The organism is Micromonospora sp. NBC_01405 (assembly GCF_045040155.1).
Taxonomy (GTDB): Bacteria; Actinomycetota; Actinomycetes; order Mycobacteriales; family Micromonosporaceae; genus Micromonospora.
Map to the genome: position 1 here is coordinate 5,350,740 of NZ_CP109532.1, position 17,861 is coordinate 5,368,600.

General features: G+C 70.7%; 15 protein-coding genes. 9 read left to right on the forward strand and 6 right to left on the reverse strand.

Annotated elements, in window-relative coordinates:
- Positions 1–13: 13 nt before the first annotated feature.
- The 3 genes from OG559_RS23240 to OG559_RS23250 are packed head-to-tail and all read right to left on the reverse strand — an operon-like array spanning position 14 to position 3,104.
- The gene (locus OG559_RS23240) at positions 14–1,369 is read right to left on the reverse strand and encodes an MmgE/PrpD family protein (RefSeq protein WP_405106896.1); all 1,356 of its coding nucleotides are present in this window, start codon (positions 1,367–1,369) and stop codon (positions 14–16) included.
- On the reverse strand, positions 1,366–2,712 hold the full coding sequence (locus OG559_RS23245) for an MmgE/PrpD family protein (RefSeq protein WP_405106899.1): 1,347 nt from the start codon (positions 2,710–2,712) through the stop codon (positions 1,366–1,368). The genes OG559_RS23240 and OG559_RS23245 overlap by 4 nt, the downstream gene beginning before the upstream one ends.
- Positions 2,709–3,104, reverse strand: a complete 396-nt coding sequence (locus OG559_RS23250; RefSeq protein ID WP_405106902.1) for a VOC family protein — start codon at positions 3,102–3,104, stop codon at positions 2,709–2,711. Before OG559_RS23250 ends, OG559_RS23245 begins: the two co-directional genes overlap by 4 nt.
- A gap of 164 nt (positions 3,105–3,268) precedes the next feature.
- Between OG559_RS23250 and OG559_RS23255 the strand changes: the two genes are divergently transcribed.
- From OG559_RS23255 to OG559_RS23285, 7 genes are all read left to right on the forward strand, one after another.
- The gene (locus OG559_RS23255) at positions 3,269–4,444 is read left to right on the forward strand and encodes a CaiB/BaiF CoA transferase family protein (protein ID WP_405106905.1); all 1,176 of its coding nucleotides are present in this window, start codon (positions 3,269–3,271) and stop codon (positions 4,442–4,444) included.
- Positions 4,441–4,941, forward strand: coding sequence for a MaoC family dehydratase (locus tag OG559_RS23260; RefSeq protein WP_405106907.1), 501 nt, complete (start codon positions 4,441–4,443; stop codon positions 4,939–4,941). Before OG559_RS23255 ends, OG559_RS23260 begins: the two co-directional genes overlap by 4 nt.
- Positions 4,938–5,780 carry an HpcH/HpaI aldolase/citrate lyase family protein gene (locus OG559_RS23265; RefSeq protein ID WP_405106910.1) on the forward strand — a complete coding sequence of 281 codons (843 nt, stop codon included), beginning with the start codon at positions 4,938–4,940 and terminating at the stop codon, positions 5,778–5,780. Before OG559_RS23260 ends, OG559_RS23265 begins: the two co-directional genes overlap by 4 nt.
- Positions 5,773–7,212 carry an MmgE/PrpD family protein gene (locus OG559_RS23270; protein ID WP_405106912.1) on the forward strand — a complete coding sequence of 480 codons (1,440 nt, stop codon included), beginning with the start codon at positions 5,773–5,775 and terminating at the stop codon, positions 7,210–7,212. Before OG559_RS23265 ends, OG559_RS23270 begins: the two co-directional genes overlap by 8 nt.
- A gap of 160 nt (positions 7,213–7,372) precedes the next feature.
- A complete protein-coding gene (locus tag OG559_RS23275) occupies positions 7,373–8,530 on the forward strand; it encodes an acyl-CoA dehydrogenase family protein (RefSeq protein WP_405106915.1) in 1,158 nt (385 codons plus the stop codon).
- 109 nt (positions 8,531–8,639) lie between these two features.
- The gene (locus OG559_RS23280) at positions 8,640–9,350 is read left to right on the forward strand and encodes a cysteine hydrolase family protein (protein ID WP_405106918.1); all 711 of its coding nucleotides are present in this window, start codon (positions 8,640–8,642) and stop codon (positions 9,348–9,350) included.
- A complete protein-coding gene (locus OG559_RS23285) occupies positions 9,347–10,234 on the forward strand; it encodes a polysaccharide deacetylase family protein (RefSeq protein ID WP_405106920.1) in 888 nt (295 codons plus the stop codon). Before OG559_RS23280 ends, OG559_RS23285 begins: the two co-directional genes overlap by 4 nt.
- Before the next feature lie 113 nt (positions 10,235–10,347).
- Here OG559_RS23285 and OG559_RS23290 read toward each other — a convergent pair whose 3' ends face one another.
- Both OG559_RS23290 and OG559_RS23295 read right to left on the reverse strand, forming a co-directional pair.
- On the reverse strand, positions 10,348–11,580 hold the full coding sequence (locus tag OG559_RS23290; protein ID WP_405106923.1) for a trypsin-like serine peptidase: 1,233 nt from the start codon (positions 11,578–11,580) through the stop codon (positions 10,348–10,350).
- Between the two features lie 210 nt (positions 11,581–11,790).
- Positions 11,791–12,231, reverse strand: a complete 441-nt coding sequence (locus OG559_RS23295; RefSeq protein ID WP_405116905.1) for an ROK family protein — start codon at positions 12,229–12,231, stop codon at positions 11,791–11,793.
- 263 nt (positions 12,232–12,494) lie between these two features.
- Here OG559_RS23295 and OG559_RS23300 point away from each other — a divergent pair, with 263 nt between their 5' ends.
- Positions 12,495–16,847 carry a S8 family serine peptidase gene (locus OG559_RS23300; RefSeq protein ID WP_405106926.1) on the forward strand — a complete coding sequence of 1,451 codons (4,353 nt, stop codon included), beginning with the start codon at positions 12,495–12,497 and terminating at the stop codon, positions 16,845–16,847.
- Positions 16,848–16,953: 106 nt separating this feature from the next.
- Positions 16,954–17,520, forward strand: a complete 567-nt coding sequence (locus tag OG559_RS23305; RefSeq protein ID WP_405106928.1) for a hypothetical protein — start codon at positions 16,954–16,956, stop codon at positions 17,518–17,520.
- Positions 17,521–17,640: 120 nt separating this feature from the next.
- On the opposite strand, the gene OG559_RS23310 is transcribed toward OG559_RS23305, so the two are convergent.
- On the reverse strand, positions 17,641–17,853 hold the full coding sequence (locus OG559_RS23310) for a hypothetical protein (protein ID WP_405106930.1): 213 nt from the start codon (positions 17,851–17,853) through the stop codon (positions 17,641–17,643).
- Positions 17,854–17,861 lie beyond the last annotated feature (8 nt).

Genomic DNA, 17,861 nt, shown 5'->3' on the forward strand with positions numbered 1-17,861 from the left:
CGGACCGCCCCTGTCACCAACGGCTGAGGCCGAACAGGTTACCAATCCCGTCGCATTCGTCGATATGCCAGGCCGTGCGCCACAACGCCGCCGCGCGATCCCCGAGCCGGGGACGGACGAGCAGGTCGAACTTTGCCCGTAGCCGCTCATCGGACATCGGCCGGTCGACGCTGCCGGTGGCGTGTGCGATCGAGACCCGGTGGGTCGTGCCCCCGGTCGTGCGTACGGTGACCTCGCAGGCGTCTTTCGGCATCGTCGGTTCGATGCTGGCCCGCACCTTGCGGCGTAGGGCGATCACCGACTCGTCCCGCGCCCGGGCGTCGCTGTACTGGGCCGGTCCGGCGCCGCCGTCGAGGAATCCCACCGCGAAGCAGTGGTAGACGGAGAACTTGCTGCGCAGCCCGTCCTCCGGTTCCTCGACTCCCATCACCTCCAGGACCACCGGGCGGACCACCACGTCCACCGACTCGATGACCTCCGGCCCGGGCAGGATGTCGCGTAGCTCGATGGCGGCGTCGATGACCGGGTGGCTGACGATCCCGCAACTGTAAGGCTTGAACGCGTTCGCCTCGATCTCCCAGGCCCGGCCCAGCTCCCGGGTGGCCTCGGCCAGGTCGGGTTCGGGCGCCAACAGGGCCGCGAGGCCCCGCCGGCCCTCCAGCGGCGCGTCGGGCCCGGTGAACCCGGCGGCGGCCAGCAGCGCGGCCTCCACCCCGTCAGCGGCGGCCTTTCCGGGATGCATGGACTTGCTCATCGTGCCCAACTGCTCGGTGGTGCCGGCAGCCTGGGTCGCCGCCAACGAGACCGCGTGCCGCATCCGGGTGGCGTCGAGTCCGAGCAGCCGGCCCGCCGCGACAGCGGCACCGAGATGTCCCATCGTGCCGGTCAGGTGCCAGCCCCGGTCGAAGTGTCCCGGGCCGAGCGCGTTGCCGACCCGGCAGGCCACCTCGACTCCGGCGGTGACGGCGGTGAGGAGGTCACGCCCTGACGCGTTGGTGAGTTCGGCCACGGCGAGAGCGGCCGGCACCACCGGCGAGCCGGGATGGATCACGGTACGCAGGTGGGTGTCGTCGAAGTCCTCGACGTGCATCGCCATGCCGTTCACGAACGCCGCCCAGGCGGCGGTGAGCGTGTCCGCGCGGCCGAGCACCGAGGAGCGCCCGCGCAGGCCCAGGTCGCCCAGGGTGGCGACGGCGATCTCGACGGCGTCGTGGCGGGACGCGTCCACGGCCAGTCCGACGACGTTGACGAACGTACGCCGGGCGGCGTGCCGGGCGGATTCCGGGATCTGCTCCCAGCTCAGGCCGCTGGCGAACTCGGCAAGCTCGGCGGTGAGCGGGCCCGGGCCGGGTTGCGTTGTTCCCGTCATGCTGGCTCTCCCACGATCGTCGTCAACAGGTCGCCGCAGGAGGTGGCCGAGGCCAGGCCGCGTACCGCCGCGATGACCTCGGGGCCGTGACCGGGCCGGGTCCGGTCGACCAGGGCGGTGACCTTCCGGTCGAGTTCGGTGTCGGTCATCGGCCGCGCGACGCTGCCCCGGGCATGCGTGACGGACTCGGTGAGCGCCGGCCCGTCGGGCACCACGACCTCGACGGTCGCCGCGTCGCGGGCCATCGACCCGTCGATGATCAGGGTGGTGGCCGCGCGGAGGGCGGTCACGTCCGGGGCGACCACCCGGGCGTCCTCGTACTGGGCCAGCCCCACCACACCGTCGGCCAACGCCGCGGCGACGCCGTGCACGGTGCTGAACCGGGCGGCGAGTCCGGTGTCCGGTGCCGGGTTCCCGGTCAGTTCGGCGACCAGGGGGTGGCAGCGGACCCGTACGGCCACCGGGGTGCGGCCGGTGAGCCGGGTGTGCAGCCGCTCGGCGGCCTCGATCGCGGGATGCGCGACGATCCCACACGGATACGGCTTGACGGTGTTGTCCAGGAACTCCCAGCGTGTCCCCAGCTCGGTGGTGAGCCGGGTGAGGTCTGCCGTGGGGGACAGCGCCCGGAAGTAGCCGCGTGGGCCCTCCAACGCCGTCGGGGAGCCGGTGAAGTCCCGCCGGGCCAGGGCAGCCGCCAGTACGCCGTTGGCCGCGGCCTTACCGGGGTGGAACGGCTTGACCATCGTGCCGAACCCCTCCCGATGCCCCAGCGTCATGCTGGACGCGATCGCGATCGCGTTGCCGAGTTGCCCCGGGGACAGCCCCATGAGCAGGCCGGCGGTGACCGCGGCACCCAGGGGGCCCACGGTTCCGGTGATGTGCCAGCCGTCGTCGTAGTGCCACGGCGTCATCGTCCGGGCGAGCCGAAGCTGGGTCTCCAGCCCGAGGGTGACCGCGTCGAGGAGCCGGGGTCCAGTGGTCTCGTGGTCCGGCAGGACCGCCACCACGGCGCCGAGCACGGCCGCGCCCGGGTGTACGACGGTGTCGAGGTGGGTGTCGTCGAAGTCGTCGAGGTGGGCGGCGAGCCCGGTCGCCAGCGCGGCGCTCAGCGGATCGAGGCGCTCCACGCGGCCGGGTACCGGACAGCGACGCTCACCCCCGTTGTCCAGCGCGGTCGCGATGACGATCTCGACGGCCCGATCACGGCAGGCGCCGGTCGCGGTGGCGACGACGTTCAACAGACTGCGGGCCGCGTGCGCGCGGAGTTCGCTGTTCAGGCCGGTACGGGACAGGTCGAGCAGACCTCGGGCCAGCTCGTGGGCGGCCGGATCGGTCGTGGTCACGCGACCGGCTCCCGGACGTACTCCACCAGGATCCGGTCGGCCCGTCGGGGGTCGACGAAACCGATCGTCGTTCCGCGCGAGCCGGGGCGGGGCACCGTGTCCATCAGACTCATCCCGTGCGCCTCGGCGTCGGCCAGCGCGGTGGCGACGTCGTCGACCAGGTACGCGCAGTGGTGGATGCCCTCGCCCCGTTCCCGGAGGAACTGGGCCACCTCGTCCTCATCGGATTTCGGCTCCAGCAGCTCGATCAGGGTGGCGCCGGCCCGGAAGAAGGCGACCGTCAGCGTCGGGAACTCCTCGGCCCCTTCGTACGGCAGGCCGAGTTGGGTCTCGAAGTGCTCCCGGGACGCCTCGATCGAATGTACGGCCCAGCCGAGGTGGTGTAGCTGCATCGTTCCTCCTGCTCGCGGCTGAACTCTGGACGCTCAACGGCGCGAGGATACTGTGTATCATATTTTTCATCTCCGAGAGAATCTCGGCCGGCCGATGTCGGCACAGGGCCCGGAGACCTTCCCATGCGCGGGGAGACTGCAACAAATCAGGATAAGGAGGACGTGTGCTCCCTCTGGATGGCATCGTCGTCGTCTCACTCGAGCAGGCCGTTGCCGCGCCGTTCGCCACCCGGCAGCTCGCCGATCTCGGTGCACGCGTGATCAAGATCGAACGGCCCGAGGGTGACTTCGCCCGGGGCTACGACCGTACTGTGCACGGACAGGCGAGCTACTTCGTCTGGCTCAACCGCTCGAAGGAGTCGGTGGTCCTGGACCTCAAGTCCCCGGGCGGCCGAACCGCGCTGCGTCGACTGCTCGCCCGGGCGGACGTGTTCGTGCAGAACCTCGCCCCAGGGGCAGTGGACCGGCTCGGCTTCGCGGTCGAGGAGTTGCGCGCCGACCGGCCAGAGCTGATCACCTGCTCGATCAGCGGCTACGGCAACGGTGGCCCGTGGCGTGACCGCAAGGCGTACGACGCGCTCATCCAGTGCGAGACCGGCCTGCTGTCCATCACCGGCACCCCGGACACGCCGGTGAAGGTGGGGATCTCGGTGGCCGACATCGCCGCCGGGGTCTACGCCTACAGCGGCATCCTGACCGCGCTCTACCGTCGGGAACGCACCGGCGAGGGTTGCGCGCTGGAGGTCTCGCTGTTCGACGCCCTCGCCGAGTGGATGTCGCAACCCGCGCTGATGGCCCAGCACACCGGAACGGATCCACGCCGGTTCGGCGCCCACCACACGGTCATCGCGCCGTACGGCCCGTACCCGGTCGCCGACGGCACCGTCCAGCTTGCCGTCCAGAACGAGCGTGAGTGGCGTCGCTTCGCCTTCGAGGTCCTCGAAGCGCCGGCGCTGGCGGATGATCCGCGGTTCGACAGCAACTCCGACCGGGTGGCCCACCGGGCGGACCTCGATCAGGAGCTGGCCAGGTGGATGAGCAGGTTCACCGTCGCCGAGATCACGGCCCGACTCGACACGGCCGGGATCGCCAACGCGACGGTCAACACCGTGACGAACTTCCTCGACCACGTGCAGCTCACCGCGCGGAACCGGTGGACGACCGTGGCGACCCCGGCCGGTGAGGTGCGGACCCTGCTGCCCCCGGTCACCTCGGAGCAGATCGACGTGCGGGTCGATCCGGTGCCCGCCCTCGGCCAGCACACCCGCACCGTGCTGGCCGAGTTGGAGTTCACCGATGACGAGATCACGCACATGAGTACCGATGAGGCTGCCCGATGACCGTCAAACCTGGCTGGACCGGCCGATTCCTGGAGGACTTCGAGGTCGGCGACATCTACGAGCACCCGTTGGGACGCACCATCACCTCGACGGACAACAGCTGGTTCACCCTGCTCACCCAGAACACCGCCCCCCTGCACTTCGACCACCACTACGCCAGACAGACCGCGTTCGGTCGTCCGCTGGTGAACTCGTGCCTGACCCTGTCGGTCGTCACCGGACAATCCGTAACCGACGTGTCGCAGAACGTCTTCGCCAACCTGGAGTGGGCCGAGGTCCGGATGCCGCATCCGGTGTTCGAGGGGGACACCCTCTATTCCCGCTCCGAGGTGCTCGGCGTCCGACCGTCGAGCTCGCGCGCTGATGTGGGCGTTGTCGAGGTCCGCACAACTGGTTACAACCAGGACGGCACGGTCGTGGTGATCTTCCGCCGGACCCTGCTGGTCTACCGGCGGGGGCACAGCCCGCAGCGGCCCGTACCGGCGGTCGACGCGTGAACGCCAGCACCGCGTGGCGATCGGTGCAGACCGCCCGGACCCTGCTGTTCGTGCCCGGGTCCCGTCCCGACCGCTTCGGCAAGGCCGTCGCGGCTGGGGCTGACGTGGTCATTCTCGACCTGGAGGACGCGGTCAGCGGGCCGGACAAGCCGGCCGCGCGGCAGTGGGTCCGGGACTGGCTCTGCGGCACGGGTGCCGCCGCGGTGCGGATCAACGCCGGTCCGGAGCAGGCCGATGACCTGACCGCCCTGGCCGGCGTACCCGGGCTCACCGCCGTGGTGGTCGCGAAGGCCGAGGATCCGGATGTGCTCCAGCTGGTCGGCGACCGGCTCGGGGTCCCGGTGCTCGCGCTGGTCGAGAGCGCCCGGGGGGTGGCCCGGGCCCGCGAGGTCGCGGCTGCCCCGGCGGTGGCCCGGCTGGCGATCGGCACGGTCGACCTGGCCCTGGACCTCGGTGCTGAGGAGGCGTGGGAGCCGTTGCTGTCGGCCCGCGCCGAGTTGGTCATCGCCTCCCGGCTGGCTGGCTTGTCCGGTCCCGTGGACGGGGTCAGCGCCGGGCTCGACGACGAGCGGGAGGTGTTCACCGCGACCGAGCGCGCTCGGGCACTGGGGTTCACCGGCAAGCTCTGTGTCCATCCCCGGCAGATTCCCCCGGCGCACCGCGCGTTGCGGCCTTCGGCGGACCGGGTTGCCTGGGCGACCCAGGTGCTGGCCGCGACTGAGGCGGGGTCGTCGGCCGGCCGGGTCGGCGGGGAGATGGTGGACCTGCCCGTCCGGCTTCGGGCCGAGCGGATCCTGGCCGCGCATCGTGCTGCCCTCGGCGAGGCCAACGGTGGCTGAGATCGGCGAACTGGACGATCCGTCGCTGGCTGAGATCGGTGAGCCGGACGATCCGTCGCTGACGGAGGCGCTGGTCGCCGAGGTACGCCGTCCGGTCGGCGCGGATGCGCGCAGGCTCGCCGCGCTGCATGTGCTCGACTGGATCGCGACCGCGACGGCTGGTCTCGACACCGAGGAGGGCGGCATCCTCACCGCGTTCGCCGCCTCCGCCGACGACGGCCCGGCGTGGACCGTCGGGTACGGCGAACGGGCCGAGTCGACCGCCGCGTTCGTCAACGCGGGGCTGGCTCTGGTGCTGGAGATGGACGCCACACACCGACAGGCCAGGCTGCATCCCGGGCCGGTGGTGATCGCGGCGGCCCTGGCGATGGCCCAACGACAGGGGGCGAACGGGGCGCGGTTCCTCGACGCCGTGGTTCGCGGGTACGAGGTGATGATCCGGGTCGGTGAGGCGACCGGGCCCACCCATTATCGGCACTTCCATCCGACGAGCACCTGTGGCGCGTTCGGGGCCGCAGCGGCCGGCGCGAGCCTGCTGGAACTCACCGACCGTCAGTGGGTCGACGCCCTCGGCAACGCGGGTAGCCGTACCGGTGGTCTGTGGCGCTGCCGCCTCGAACGGACGATGTCCAAACTGGTCCACGTCGGGGAGTCGGCCAGCGCCGGACTGCGCGCGGCGCGGCTGGCGCACCTGGGGCTGACCGGTCCACGGCACGTTCTCGAGGGGGAGCTGGGCCTGTTCGCGGCGAGCTGTCCGGATGCGGACCCCGAGGCCGTCAATCGGCCCGGCGGCGCCGAGTGGAAGATCACCGAGACCTCCCTCAAACCTTGGCCGGGCTGCCGGCATGCGCACCCCGCCGTGGACGCCGCGCTTCGGGTGCGGCGACACCTGGTGGCGGACGGGGTACCCGCCGGGCGGATCGAGGAGATCGAGGTCGTCACCTACCCGGAGGCGTTGGGCTTCACCGATCAGCCCCGACCGGCGTCGACCCCGGAGGCCTTGTTCTCGGTCCAGCACCTGGTGGCTGTCGCGCTGGCGCGCGGGGAGCCATCCCTGGACGATGTGGCCCCGCCGGCCCTGTGCGATCCCGAACTGGCGGCGATCCGGGCCCGGGTGCGGCTGGCCGGCGGGGAACCGTACACGTCGGCTTATCCGTCGAGTTGGGGGGCGCGGGTGTCGGTGGCGTACGGGGGACGGTGGTACCGCGAGCAGGTCCGGGACACCAAGGGTGACCCGGAGTCACCCATGACCGCCGGTGAGATCGAGGCCAAGGCGGGTTGGCTGCTCGATCGGGCGGGCCTGACCGGGGCCGAGATCGCCGCCGGGCTGGCGGCCGTGGCGAGCCTGCCCACCGCGGGTGGGCTGGGGCAGCTCGTCGCCGTGCTGCCCGGCAGAAGTGGGTCGGGTCGCGCCGGACCAGCCCGACGATGATCGTCTGGGCGGACCGGGAACCGGCTGCCGCCACGCTCCGTCGGGTCGGTCCGGGTCGTCCGAGCCTGGTTGTTGCAGGTGCGGTCCGGCGTGCTCTTGCTCTGGGCGGTCACAAAATATATTATTTTCTGGATAATCGAACTTGACGAAGGAGATCAAGTTGTTCGTACTCTCCGCCGAGGAACGGGCGATTGTTGACTTGGTTCGGGACTTCGTCGACAGGGAAGTCAAGCCGGTCGTCCGAGACCTCGAACACGACAACGTCTACCCCGAGGACCTCATCAAGCAGATGGCGGCCATGGGGATGTTCGGCCTGACCATCCCCGAGCCGTACGGCGAGGTCCGTGTCTCCACCGTCTGTTACGCGATGGTCACCGAGGAACTTGCCCGGGGCTGGATGTCGCTGGCCGGCGTGATCGGCGGGCACACCGTGGTGGCCAAGCTGATCCTTCTCTACGGCACGGAGGAGCAACGACAGCGCTACCTGCCCCGAATGGCCACCGGTGAACTGCGTGCGGCGATGGCGCTCACCGAGCCCGGGGGTGGATCAGATCTCCAGGCGCTCCGCACCGTGGCTCGCCTGGACGGTGACGAGTACGTCGTCAACGGGTCCAAGACCTGGATCACCAACGCGCGCCGGTCCGGCCTGGTCGCGCTGCTGTGCAAGACCGACCCGACGGCCACGCCGCCGCACGCCGGGATCAGCGTTCTGCTGGCGGAGAAGGGGGCCGGCTTCGAAGTCTCCCGCGATCTGCCCAAGCTCGGTTACAAGGGTGTGGAGAGCTGTGAACTCAGCTTCGACGACTACCGGGTGCCGGCCGACGCGGTGCTCGGTGGCGTGCCCGGACGCGGGTTCGTCCAGATGATGCGTGGCTTGGAGATCGGCCGGATCCAGGTTGCCGGGCGGGCCGTCGGGGTAGGCCGGGCCGCCTTCGAGGACTCGTTGCGCTACGCCCAGGAGCGGGAGAGCTTCGGCGTCCAGATCTGGAAGCACCAGTCGATCTCGAACTACCTCGCGGACATGGCGACCAGACTCACCGCGGCTCGGTTGATGCTGCACGACTCGGCGGAACGCCTGGACCGGGGCGAGCGCTGCGACCTGGAAGCGGGGATGGCGAAGCTGTTCGCCTCGGAGACCGCCATGCAGATCGCGATGGACGCGCTGCGAATCCACGGCGGCTATGGATACTCGACGGAATTCGACGTCGAACGGTACTTCCGGGACGCGCCGCTGATGATCGTGGGCGAGGGCACCAACGAGATCCAACGCAACATCATCACCCGCCAGCTCGTCAGCCGGCAGCGGAGCCAGAGCTGAAGCGTGCCCGGTTGGCGGCCCCGCCCGCCCCGGGGCACCCTTTCGGCAGCGTCCTTGAGGTCACGGCGGGTCAGCGCCACCGCGAGGACACGGACCAGGAGACGATCACATGACCGACCCCAATCCGGCACCCACGCCCGACCCGAGCCTCGGAAACCGGCGCCGGCCGACCGTACTGAGCACGCTGCCGGAGAAGGTACGCCCCGACCGTGCCGCGCTGCTGATCATCGACATGAGTAACGACTTCCTGCATCCCGCGGGCAAGACGATCGTCCGGGGAGGCCGGGACGCCAGCGCGGCCCGGGTCGTGGTCCCGGTACAACGCCGGCTCATCGACGCGGCCCACGCCGCCGGGGTGCCCGTCATCTACGTGTCACACACCACCCTGCCGGACCACGCCAGTGACTCCGGGCCGTGGCTGGATGCGCGCAGCCGGGCGAGCTTCTCCGTCGTGGACATCTGTATCGACGGATCCTGGGGGCAGCAGGTGATCGACGAACTCACACCGGCCGAGGACGACATCCTGGTGAAGAAGTACCGCTACAGCGGGTTCGCCGGAACCAATCTCGACCTGGTGCTGCGGAGCCTCGGCCGGTCGACCGTCATCTGCGCCGGTGTGTCCACCAACGCCTGCGTCGAGGCGACCGCACGGGAGGCGTTCAGCCACGACTACTACGTGGTCATCCCCGAAGACGCCTGCGCGTCGTGGGACATGAAACTGCACCAGGCCACCCTGGATACCGCCCGACACCGGTACGCCACAGTCGGCCCGGCCGCCGACATCATCGAGATCTGGTCGAGCACTCAGGAACCGCGATGACCCCCACGACACCACGTTTCGACTACTCGTACGGCGAGAGCGGCACCGGGCTGGAACCGCCCGCCCCGGGCAGGGGGCTGATCGCGCACGTGGTGCTCAACGTCGAGCACTGGCCGCTGGATGCCCCGATGCCCCGCAAACTCCTGGGTGGCCCGCACGGGGCGGACCACATCCCCGACGTGCCGAACTACAGCTGGGCCGAGTACGGCATGCGCCGGGGACTACCCCGGGTGGTGTCGGCGCTCACTAGTCGCGGGCTGCCGGCCAGCGTCAGTTTCAACGCCGCCGTCATCGACGCCTATCCGGAGGCGGCCGGGCGACTGCGGGACACCGGCTGGGAGTTCATCGCACACGGTCTGCACCAGCAGGCGCTGCCGTCGGCACCGGACGAGAGCGTGGTGATCGGCGAATGCCTGCGCAAGATTGAGGAGTTCACCGGCCGGCGACCCAGGGGATGGCTCGGTCCCGGCCTCCAGGAGACCTTCACGACTCCCGACCTGCTGGCCGCAGCGGGCGTCGACTACACCTGTGACTGGGTGGTCGACGACGTTCCGGTCTGGCTGGCGGCCCAGCCGAGACCACTGGTCGCGCTGCCGTACTCGCTGGAGTTGAACGACAGCATCATCTACGCCACCGAGAAACACTCCTCCGACGAGATGTACCGGCGATTCACCGAGACCGTCGAGGTGCTCGCCGCCGAGGCGGCGCTCGAACCGAGGGTGCTCACCCTGCCGGTCCATCCCCACATGGTCGGGGTGCCACACCGGATCCGGTACTTCGATCGCATCCTGGACGAGTTGTCGAACCGGGGGGACACCATCTTCCTCACCGGCAGCGAGATCTGCGACTGGTTCACCGCCCAGCGTCCGGCGGCCGAGCGCTGACGGTCGGTCCGGCCGGCCCCCTCTGCGGGTGCCCTGCCGGCTGTTGGCGGCGCACAGGGCAGGATGCCGACGGGCTGCCGGGGCACGCATCGCGCCCCGGCGGCCTGTCGTCGTCAGCCGTTGTTGTCGATCAGGCTGGCGATCTCGTTGTAGATCAGGTGTGCCTTCGCGCCCTGGTTCGACGGGCAGCCGCCGAGGTGGTGCAGGGCGACCACCCGGTGGCTGGCGTTCAGCACCGGCGAGCCCGAGTTGCCGCCGGAGGTGTCACAGCTGTAGCTGATGTTCGAGGTGTTGTAGTTCGCGTTCCGCACGCTGCACGTCGTGCCGTTCTGGGTGTCCTCGTAGATCGACAGTCGCTTCGGGCTGCCGTCGCCGTGCCCCGGGATGTAGATCCGGGTGCCGTTGGTGGTGGCGGTCGTCGCCAGGTACAGCGTGCCGAACGCCTGGATGTTGGCGAAGTTGTTCACCGAGTACAGGGCGTAGTCCAGGTCGCCGGAGCCGCCGCTGCTCACCTTGTGGAGGGTGGCACCGCTCACCTTGGTGCCGGCGCCGGGGTTCGCGCCGCCGCAGGTGGCGCACTGGTAGTTGAACTGCATCTCGCTGCCGCTGACGGCGGACTGCGTCGAGAAGCAGTGCTTGTTGGTCAGCATCCGGTTGGTGTTGCCGACCCGCCAGGTGGTGCACATCCCACCGCCGCTGATCAGCAGCCGTGCCACCGCCCTGCCGCGGGCGTACTCGGTGGGGTGGCTGCTCTGGTAGCAGACGGCGTCGCGACGAGCGTCGGTGCTGCAGACGGACTGCGTGGAGAAGTTGTGCGCCGCGATCTCCGCGCGGTCGTAGCCACGCCAGAACCGGTCGATGGTCGCGGCGTTGCCACGGGAAAGGCGGCTGCTGTGCAGCGTCACCACCGCGGTGTCGCCCTCCACCGACATCGCCCAGAAGCCCGGCTGTCCGTCGGTGGTGTAGTCCGCGCCGGTCGCCCGGTTCAGGTTGCGGTCGTACCGGTGGCTCTCCCGGCCGTCGGGGCTCGACACGGTCACGTGGTCGCCGGGGGCCAGTCGCAGTGAGCTGAAGTGCACCTTGACGTACGACGCACCGGGATGCCGGATGATCTGTTCCCGGCCGCCCCCGGCGTAGGACAGCGAGCCACCGACGGTGCGGAGTTCACCGACCGTGGTGACGCCCTCGGCCGAGAACTGGTCCGATTCGGGTGCCCGCTCGGACTGCGGTGCGAGGGGTTGAACCGGGTACGCCTCGGCGGCGGGTACCGACAGGAAACTCAGCCCGAGTGTGCAGGCGCCGAGCGCGACCGCCGCCGTTCGCAGACGGCGCAGGGTGTGCTTCATCGTCGCTCCTCTCCAGGAACCAGCACCCAGACGTGCTTTCAGCCTTCATACCCGAGCAAGTCAATACATGCAAATGTATCTATTGATTTGCGCTGCGGCGTTGTCCCAGCACTGCCCGCGTCCCAGCTCACGGATGGCACGAAGGCGTCGGTCGGCGCGGCGTCGATCAGGTCGGTGCGCAGGTGGTCGGCGTCGGCCCGGCCGACGAGCTCACGCGGTAGCGCCGCCGGGGAGGGCCGGCAAGGGCTCGGACACGTTGAGCCGTAGGGCGGCCGCGACCGCGCCCAGAGCGCCGCCCTCGTCGCCGAACTGGGCGGTCACGACGTCCAGGTGGCGCGGGTGACGGGGGATCGCCAGCTGACCGATCGCCGCCCGCACAGGCTCGAGCACCGCGTCGCCGGCGTGGGCCAGGATGCCGCCGATGGCCACCTTGCCCGGGTCCAACTGCACCACCATCCCCGACAGGACCCGGCCGAGCAGCGTCGCGGCATGCCGGACCACGTCCTGGACGGTCGGCTCGCCGGCGCGTGCCCGGGCCACCAGGTCGGACGGGCCCGCGACGGTGACGCCGCGGCGGGCGCACCGCTCGATGAGGGCCGACGGGCGGATCAGCAGCTCGAGGCAGCCCCGGCCGCCGCTGGCCGCCGGCAGCGCACTGGTCGTGGCCGGCGGCGCGGCGGTCCTCGCCTACGTCCTCGCCCGCCGAGGGCGGGTCCACGCGCACCGCGTGATGACGCGCGGTCGTCCGGCGAGCGCCCGGTGAGGTGGGCCGATTGATGTAGGTCATTGCCGAGCCTCTCGTGATCACTTAGGTTGTCACACGATCGCACCCTGTCGCACTGAGCACCTCCCCGCTCTGGCGAGGCCGCGAGACACGGACCAATCGCGCCGATCGGTGACATAAGGAGCTCACGGTGGCCCAGCCGCTCTATCGAAGAACCTTCCCAACCCGCAGGGCGAACACTCGGCTGGTCGCGTCGGTGGCCGCAGGTGTCCTGCTGCTCGCCGCGACCGCCGTTCCCGCCGCTGCGGCACCCTCCCGCCAGCCGCTACCGGACGGCCAGGAGACACCCGCGGCGCCCGAGCGAACGGCACCCGAGCTTCCGCAGCCCAAGAGCGGGCTCTGGCTGTTGCGGATGGACAAGCCGTCGTTGGTGGCCGCTTCGAGGGCGAGCATGGCACGCACCGGCAGGATCGACCCCCGGTCCGCCGCGAGCACCTCCTACGCCAAGGAGTTGGCGCGGCAGCAGGACGTGCTGGTGGACGAGATCGAGACCGCCCTGGGCCGCTCCGTGCGGGTCGCCCACACGTACCGGAACGTGATCAACGGACTGGCGGTCGCGGTCAGCGCGGACGAGGCGCAGCACCTGTCCGACCTGCCGGGAGTCGCCGCGGTCGTACCCGACCAGGCACTCACCCTGGAGACGGACACCAGTAACGCGCTGATCCAGTCGGCCGCCGTCTGGCAGGGACAGACCGCGGGGGAGGTCGCGACCCGGGGCGAGGGCGTCATCGTCGGGGTCCTGGACTCCGGGGTGAACCCCGGCCATCCGTCGTTCGCGGCGGTGGACGGCGACGGCTACCGGCACACCAACCCGTTCGGCACGGGCAACTACGTCGGCGTCTGCGCACCGACCCACCCGCGCCCCGAGGCCATCTGCAACGACAAGTTGATCGGCGCCTGGTCGATGGCCGCCGGCACCAACGCCCGGGACGACCACGGTCACGGCAGCCACACCGCCTCGACCGCCGCCGGCAACCGGCACCAGGCGACCATCACCGTCGGCGCGGACTCGCACACCCTCACCATCTCCGGGGTCGCACCACGGGCCAACCTCATCTCCTACAAGGTCTGCGTGACGACGCTCTGCAACTCCTCGGCGACGATCGCCGCGGTGGACCAGGCGATCACCGACGGTGTGGACGTGCTCAACTACTCGATCTCCGGGCGCGACAACCCGTGGAACGACCTCGTGGACCAGGCGTTCCTCGAGGCATACTCGGCCGGCATCTTCGTCGCCGCCTCCGCCGGCAACAACGGCCCGGACGCCAGCACCGTCGCGAAGACCGCGCCGTGGAACATGTCCGTCGCCGCGGTCAGCCACGAGCGGGTCGTCGCCCACCGGCTCGACGTGACGGGGCCGACGCCGGCCCCGCCGGCGCTCACCAGCGTCGCCGCCGTGCTGGGGGAGAACTCACCGAGCCCGCCCATCGAGGGAGAGATCCGGTACGCGGGCACCGTCGACCCGGACAACGCGCAGGGCTGCGCGGCCTTCCCGTCGGCGGCGTTCAGCGGCGGGGTCGCCCTGATCCCCAGAGGCGGCTGCGACTTCTCCGTCAAGGTGCGCAACGCCGCCACCGCCGGAGCCACCGGTGTGGTCGTGCACACCCAGTACGGCGGACCGCCGCTGACCATGGGCGCGCTCGCCGGGAGCGCCATCCCCGCCGTGATGATCAGCCTCGCCGACGGGCAGCGGCTGCGCGCCCACCTGGCCGCCACCGACGGGCCCGTCTCAGTGCGGGTGGGCGCCGGCAGCGAGGTGCTGCGCGACGGGGACTGGACCGACGTGGTGGGCGACTTCAGCTCGCGCGGGCCCAGCCGGTTCGACATGCTCGCGCCCACCGTCGCCGCTCCGGGCCGGAACATCCTCGCCGCCACGATCGGGACGGCCGGCAACCCGGCCCAGTACACCTTCATGCAGGGCACATCCATGGCATCGCCGCACGTCGCCGGTGCCGGCGCGCTGCTGGCGGCCCTGCACCCAGACTGGTCGCCGACGCGGATCCGCTCCGCGCTGGCGGTCACCGCGGACCGCGACGGGGTGGTGAAGGAGGACGGTGTCACGCCGGCCGACGCGTTCGACATCGGATCCGGCCGGATCAACCTGGGGCAGGCCGCCCGGACGGGGCTCGTGCTCGACGAGACGGCTGAGAACTTCGCCGCGGCCGATCCCGAGGCCGGCGGCGACCCGCAGACGCTGAACCTGCCGGCCGTCGTCGAACACCACTGCCTGAAGGTCTGCACCTTCACCCGCACGGTGTCCAGCGTGGCCACCGTGGACGCGACCTACCGGGCGGCGGCGCAGGCCCCGGCCGGGGCCCGGATCACGGTCACGCCGGCGCAGTTCACGTTGGCGCCCGGCGCCAGCCAGGAGCTGACCGTCAGCCTGGACGTCACCGGCACGCCCCGCAAGGACTGGCTCTTCGGCGCGATCAACCTGACTACCGACGCCCGGCACGGGTCGGACGGGCAACCGATCGCCCAGGCGCACTTCCCGGTCGCCGTCCTGCCGGCGGCCCCGGACCTGACCCTGGACCCGGCCACGCTGAGCAGCAGCCTGGATGTCGCGCAGACCGAGAGCCACACCGTCAAGGTGGGCAACGCCGGCGGAGCCGAGCTCACCTGGCAGGCAACCGGCGACGGTACCGACTGCTCCTGGCCGGCATGGGCGAAGGTGACGCCGGCAAAGGGAACGCTGGCCCCGTTCAGCAGCCAGGACATCAAGGTCACCCTCGACTCGACCGGCCTCGACGACGGCGGCGTGTTCCGGGCCAACCTGTGCCTGGCCAGCAACGACCCGAAGAAGCCCACACCGGCGATCGCGCTGGAACTGACGGTGGTGCCGGTACCGAAGATCGAGGTGGCACCCCGGTCGCTCTCGGCCCGGCAGCCGGCCGGCATGGTCACCAAGCAGTCGTTCACGGTACGCAACTCCGGGCACGGAGTGCTGGACTGGCGGCTCGACGACCCGAACGCGGGGCCGGACGACGAGCGTATCCGGCTCCTGCGTGACGGCGTCCTGTTGATCCCCAACTCGGGCAGTGCCACCCGCGGGGTGATGGCGTTCGACCCGCACTCGGGGAACCTGATCGACCCGCAGTTCATCCCGCACACCGCGTTCGACCCGTCCACCAGCCTGTACACGCCGTTCCAGATCATCGCCAAGCCGGACGGCAGCGGCTTCCTCATGTCCGACCAGGTCAACTCGGTGATCACCGAGCACGGCCTGGACGGCAGGTTCCGCCGAGTCTTCGCCCCGACCGCGGGCGTGCGGGACCCGGCGATCATGACCAACACCCGGGGCATCGCGCTCTCCCCGCGCGGGACCGTCCTGGTGGCGGTCGCCAACGGGGACAACGCCAACTCCGTGGTCGAGTTCGACGCCGAGGGCAAGTACCTGGGCAGGTTCGTCGCGCCGGGGGCGGACGGGCTCAAGGGACCGTGGTCGATCCTCTTCCGCGGCGACGACATGCTCGTCTCGGCCAGCGACAGCGACGCCATCCACAGCTTCAGCAAGGACGGCTCGCGCGCCAATGCCCGCTTCTTCAGCGGGCTGAGTTGGCCCGGCCAGCTCGTGGAGTTGCCCAACGGCAACGTGCTCGCGGCGAGCTGGGGCAGTGGCTCCACTGCCGGAGTCTGGGAGCTGGACCGTGCCGGCAAGCTCCTCGGCGTCTACGCGCCCGGCGGCAGCGGCTACCAGGGCGTCCACCCCCTCGGCAACGGCAACATCCTGACCACCAGCTCGCGTGGTGTTCACGAGATCGACCGGGCCAATCACCTGGTCGGGGTCAAGAACGACAAGGGCGCGGCCCGGTTCATCACCCACGTACGGCTGCCGGACCTGCAACCATGCGTGACGCCTGACGAGGTGCCGTGGCTGAGGACGACGCGCATCGCCGCCGGAACCGGCGCCGGCCAGGCCAGCGAGGTGACGATCTCCCTGGACAGCACCGGGCTGGCCGCCGGCACGTACCGGGCCCAGCTCTGCGTCACCAGCGACGACCCCTCCAACCCTCTGGTGACGCTCCCGGTAAAGCTGGAGGTCACCGACCAGACCTGCGGCCAGGTGGTGAGCGGCGAGCACCGAGGCCCGTTGCTGGTCCGTGCCGCGGTGACCTGTCTCGCGCCGGGTGCCAGGGTGTTCGGGCCGGTGAGCGTCGAGAAGGGCGCTGGACTGGTCGCGCTCGACGCCACAGTGACGGGACCGGTGGCCGCCGCCGGGGCCTCGGTGGTGGAGCTGACGAACAGCCGGGTCGACGGTCCGGTCTCGGTCACCGGTGCCACCGGCCGGATCCTGATCGGCGGGACCCGGGTGGCCGGGCCGGTCAGCCTGGTCGACAACCGTACCGGCGGCACCCCGATCGTCGTTTCCGGAAACCGGATCGACGGGCCGCTGCGGTGTGTCGGGAACCAGCCGCCACCGGTGAACGGCGGGGCGGCGAACACGGTCGGCGGCCCGAGGTCGGGTCAATGTAGTGGACTGTGATGTGGCGTCCGAGATAGCCCCAACGGTGAGATAGCCGGATTCGTCGGTGTGGTCGCGGTCGCGGCCACACCGGCGGGTCACCGGAGGTCCCGGTTAGCATCCGCCGGTGACACTCACACCTGATGATCTGATCGGCTACGTCGAACGCGACCTCGACGCCGACCTCGCACGGTGGTTCCCCGGCCGTTCTCCCGTCACCGTTCCCGTGGAGACCCGGCCGGTGGCGCCGATGCTCGACCGCCTCCCACCATCGGCCGCTACGGCGCTGGCGGCGTTCGACCGTCGCGTGCGGTCGGGGCACATGCCCCAGTTCCTGGACGTGTACGACTGGTCCTACGGGTTCGACTTCGCCGCGAACGACTGCCGGATCCTGGACGCCGACTACCAGACGGAGCTCACCGACGACGACGTCTACCCGATCGGCGCCGACGGCAGCGGCAACCTCTACGTGGTGCTCACCGACGGGCAGGTCGGCCTCTGGTTCCACGAGGAGGAGGTCGTCGAGGGCGAGACCCGCTTCGACAATCTCGACGTCTTCCTCTGGTCGGCCGTGCGCTACCAGGCGGTGCGGGCGGGGGTGATCGAGCGGGCCGCGGTCGAGGCCGACTTCCTGTCGCTGGGTCAGGACGGCGCGCTGCGGCCCGACATCGGGCTGCTCAGTTCCATGAAGTAGGGCGACAACCCGCACGGACGCCTCTGGCTCGCGGCCTCGCCGGGCCCCGGGGCGAGCGAAGGGGTGGAAGTTGCAACCCCGGTACGGCCGGGGCTCAAGTAGCTCGCTTGCCTCAGGGGCTCATGTGGGGGGACGTGACCTGATCGATCGGGTGGGCGCGGGGGACTGGCGAGCAGCGCGAATGAGCAGTGCCAGCCGTTCGGGGCGTTCTCGGTCGTTGACGACCCAGCCGACGAGGCTTACTGCCATGCCCGCGGTCACGAGGAGCAGAACGACCATGGGCCAGCCCGCCGCGGCGAGGACGGAAACCACGCCGCCGCTGGCGATGAACATGCTCAACC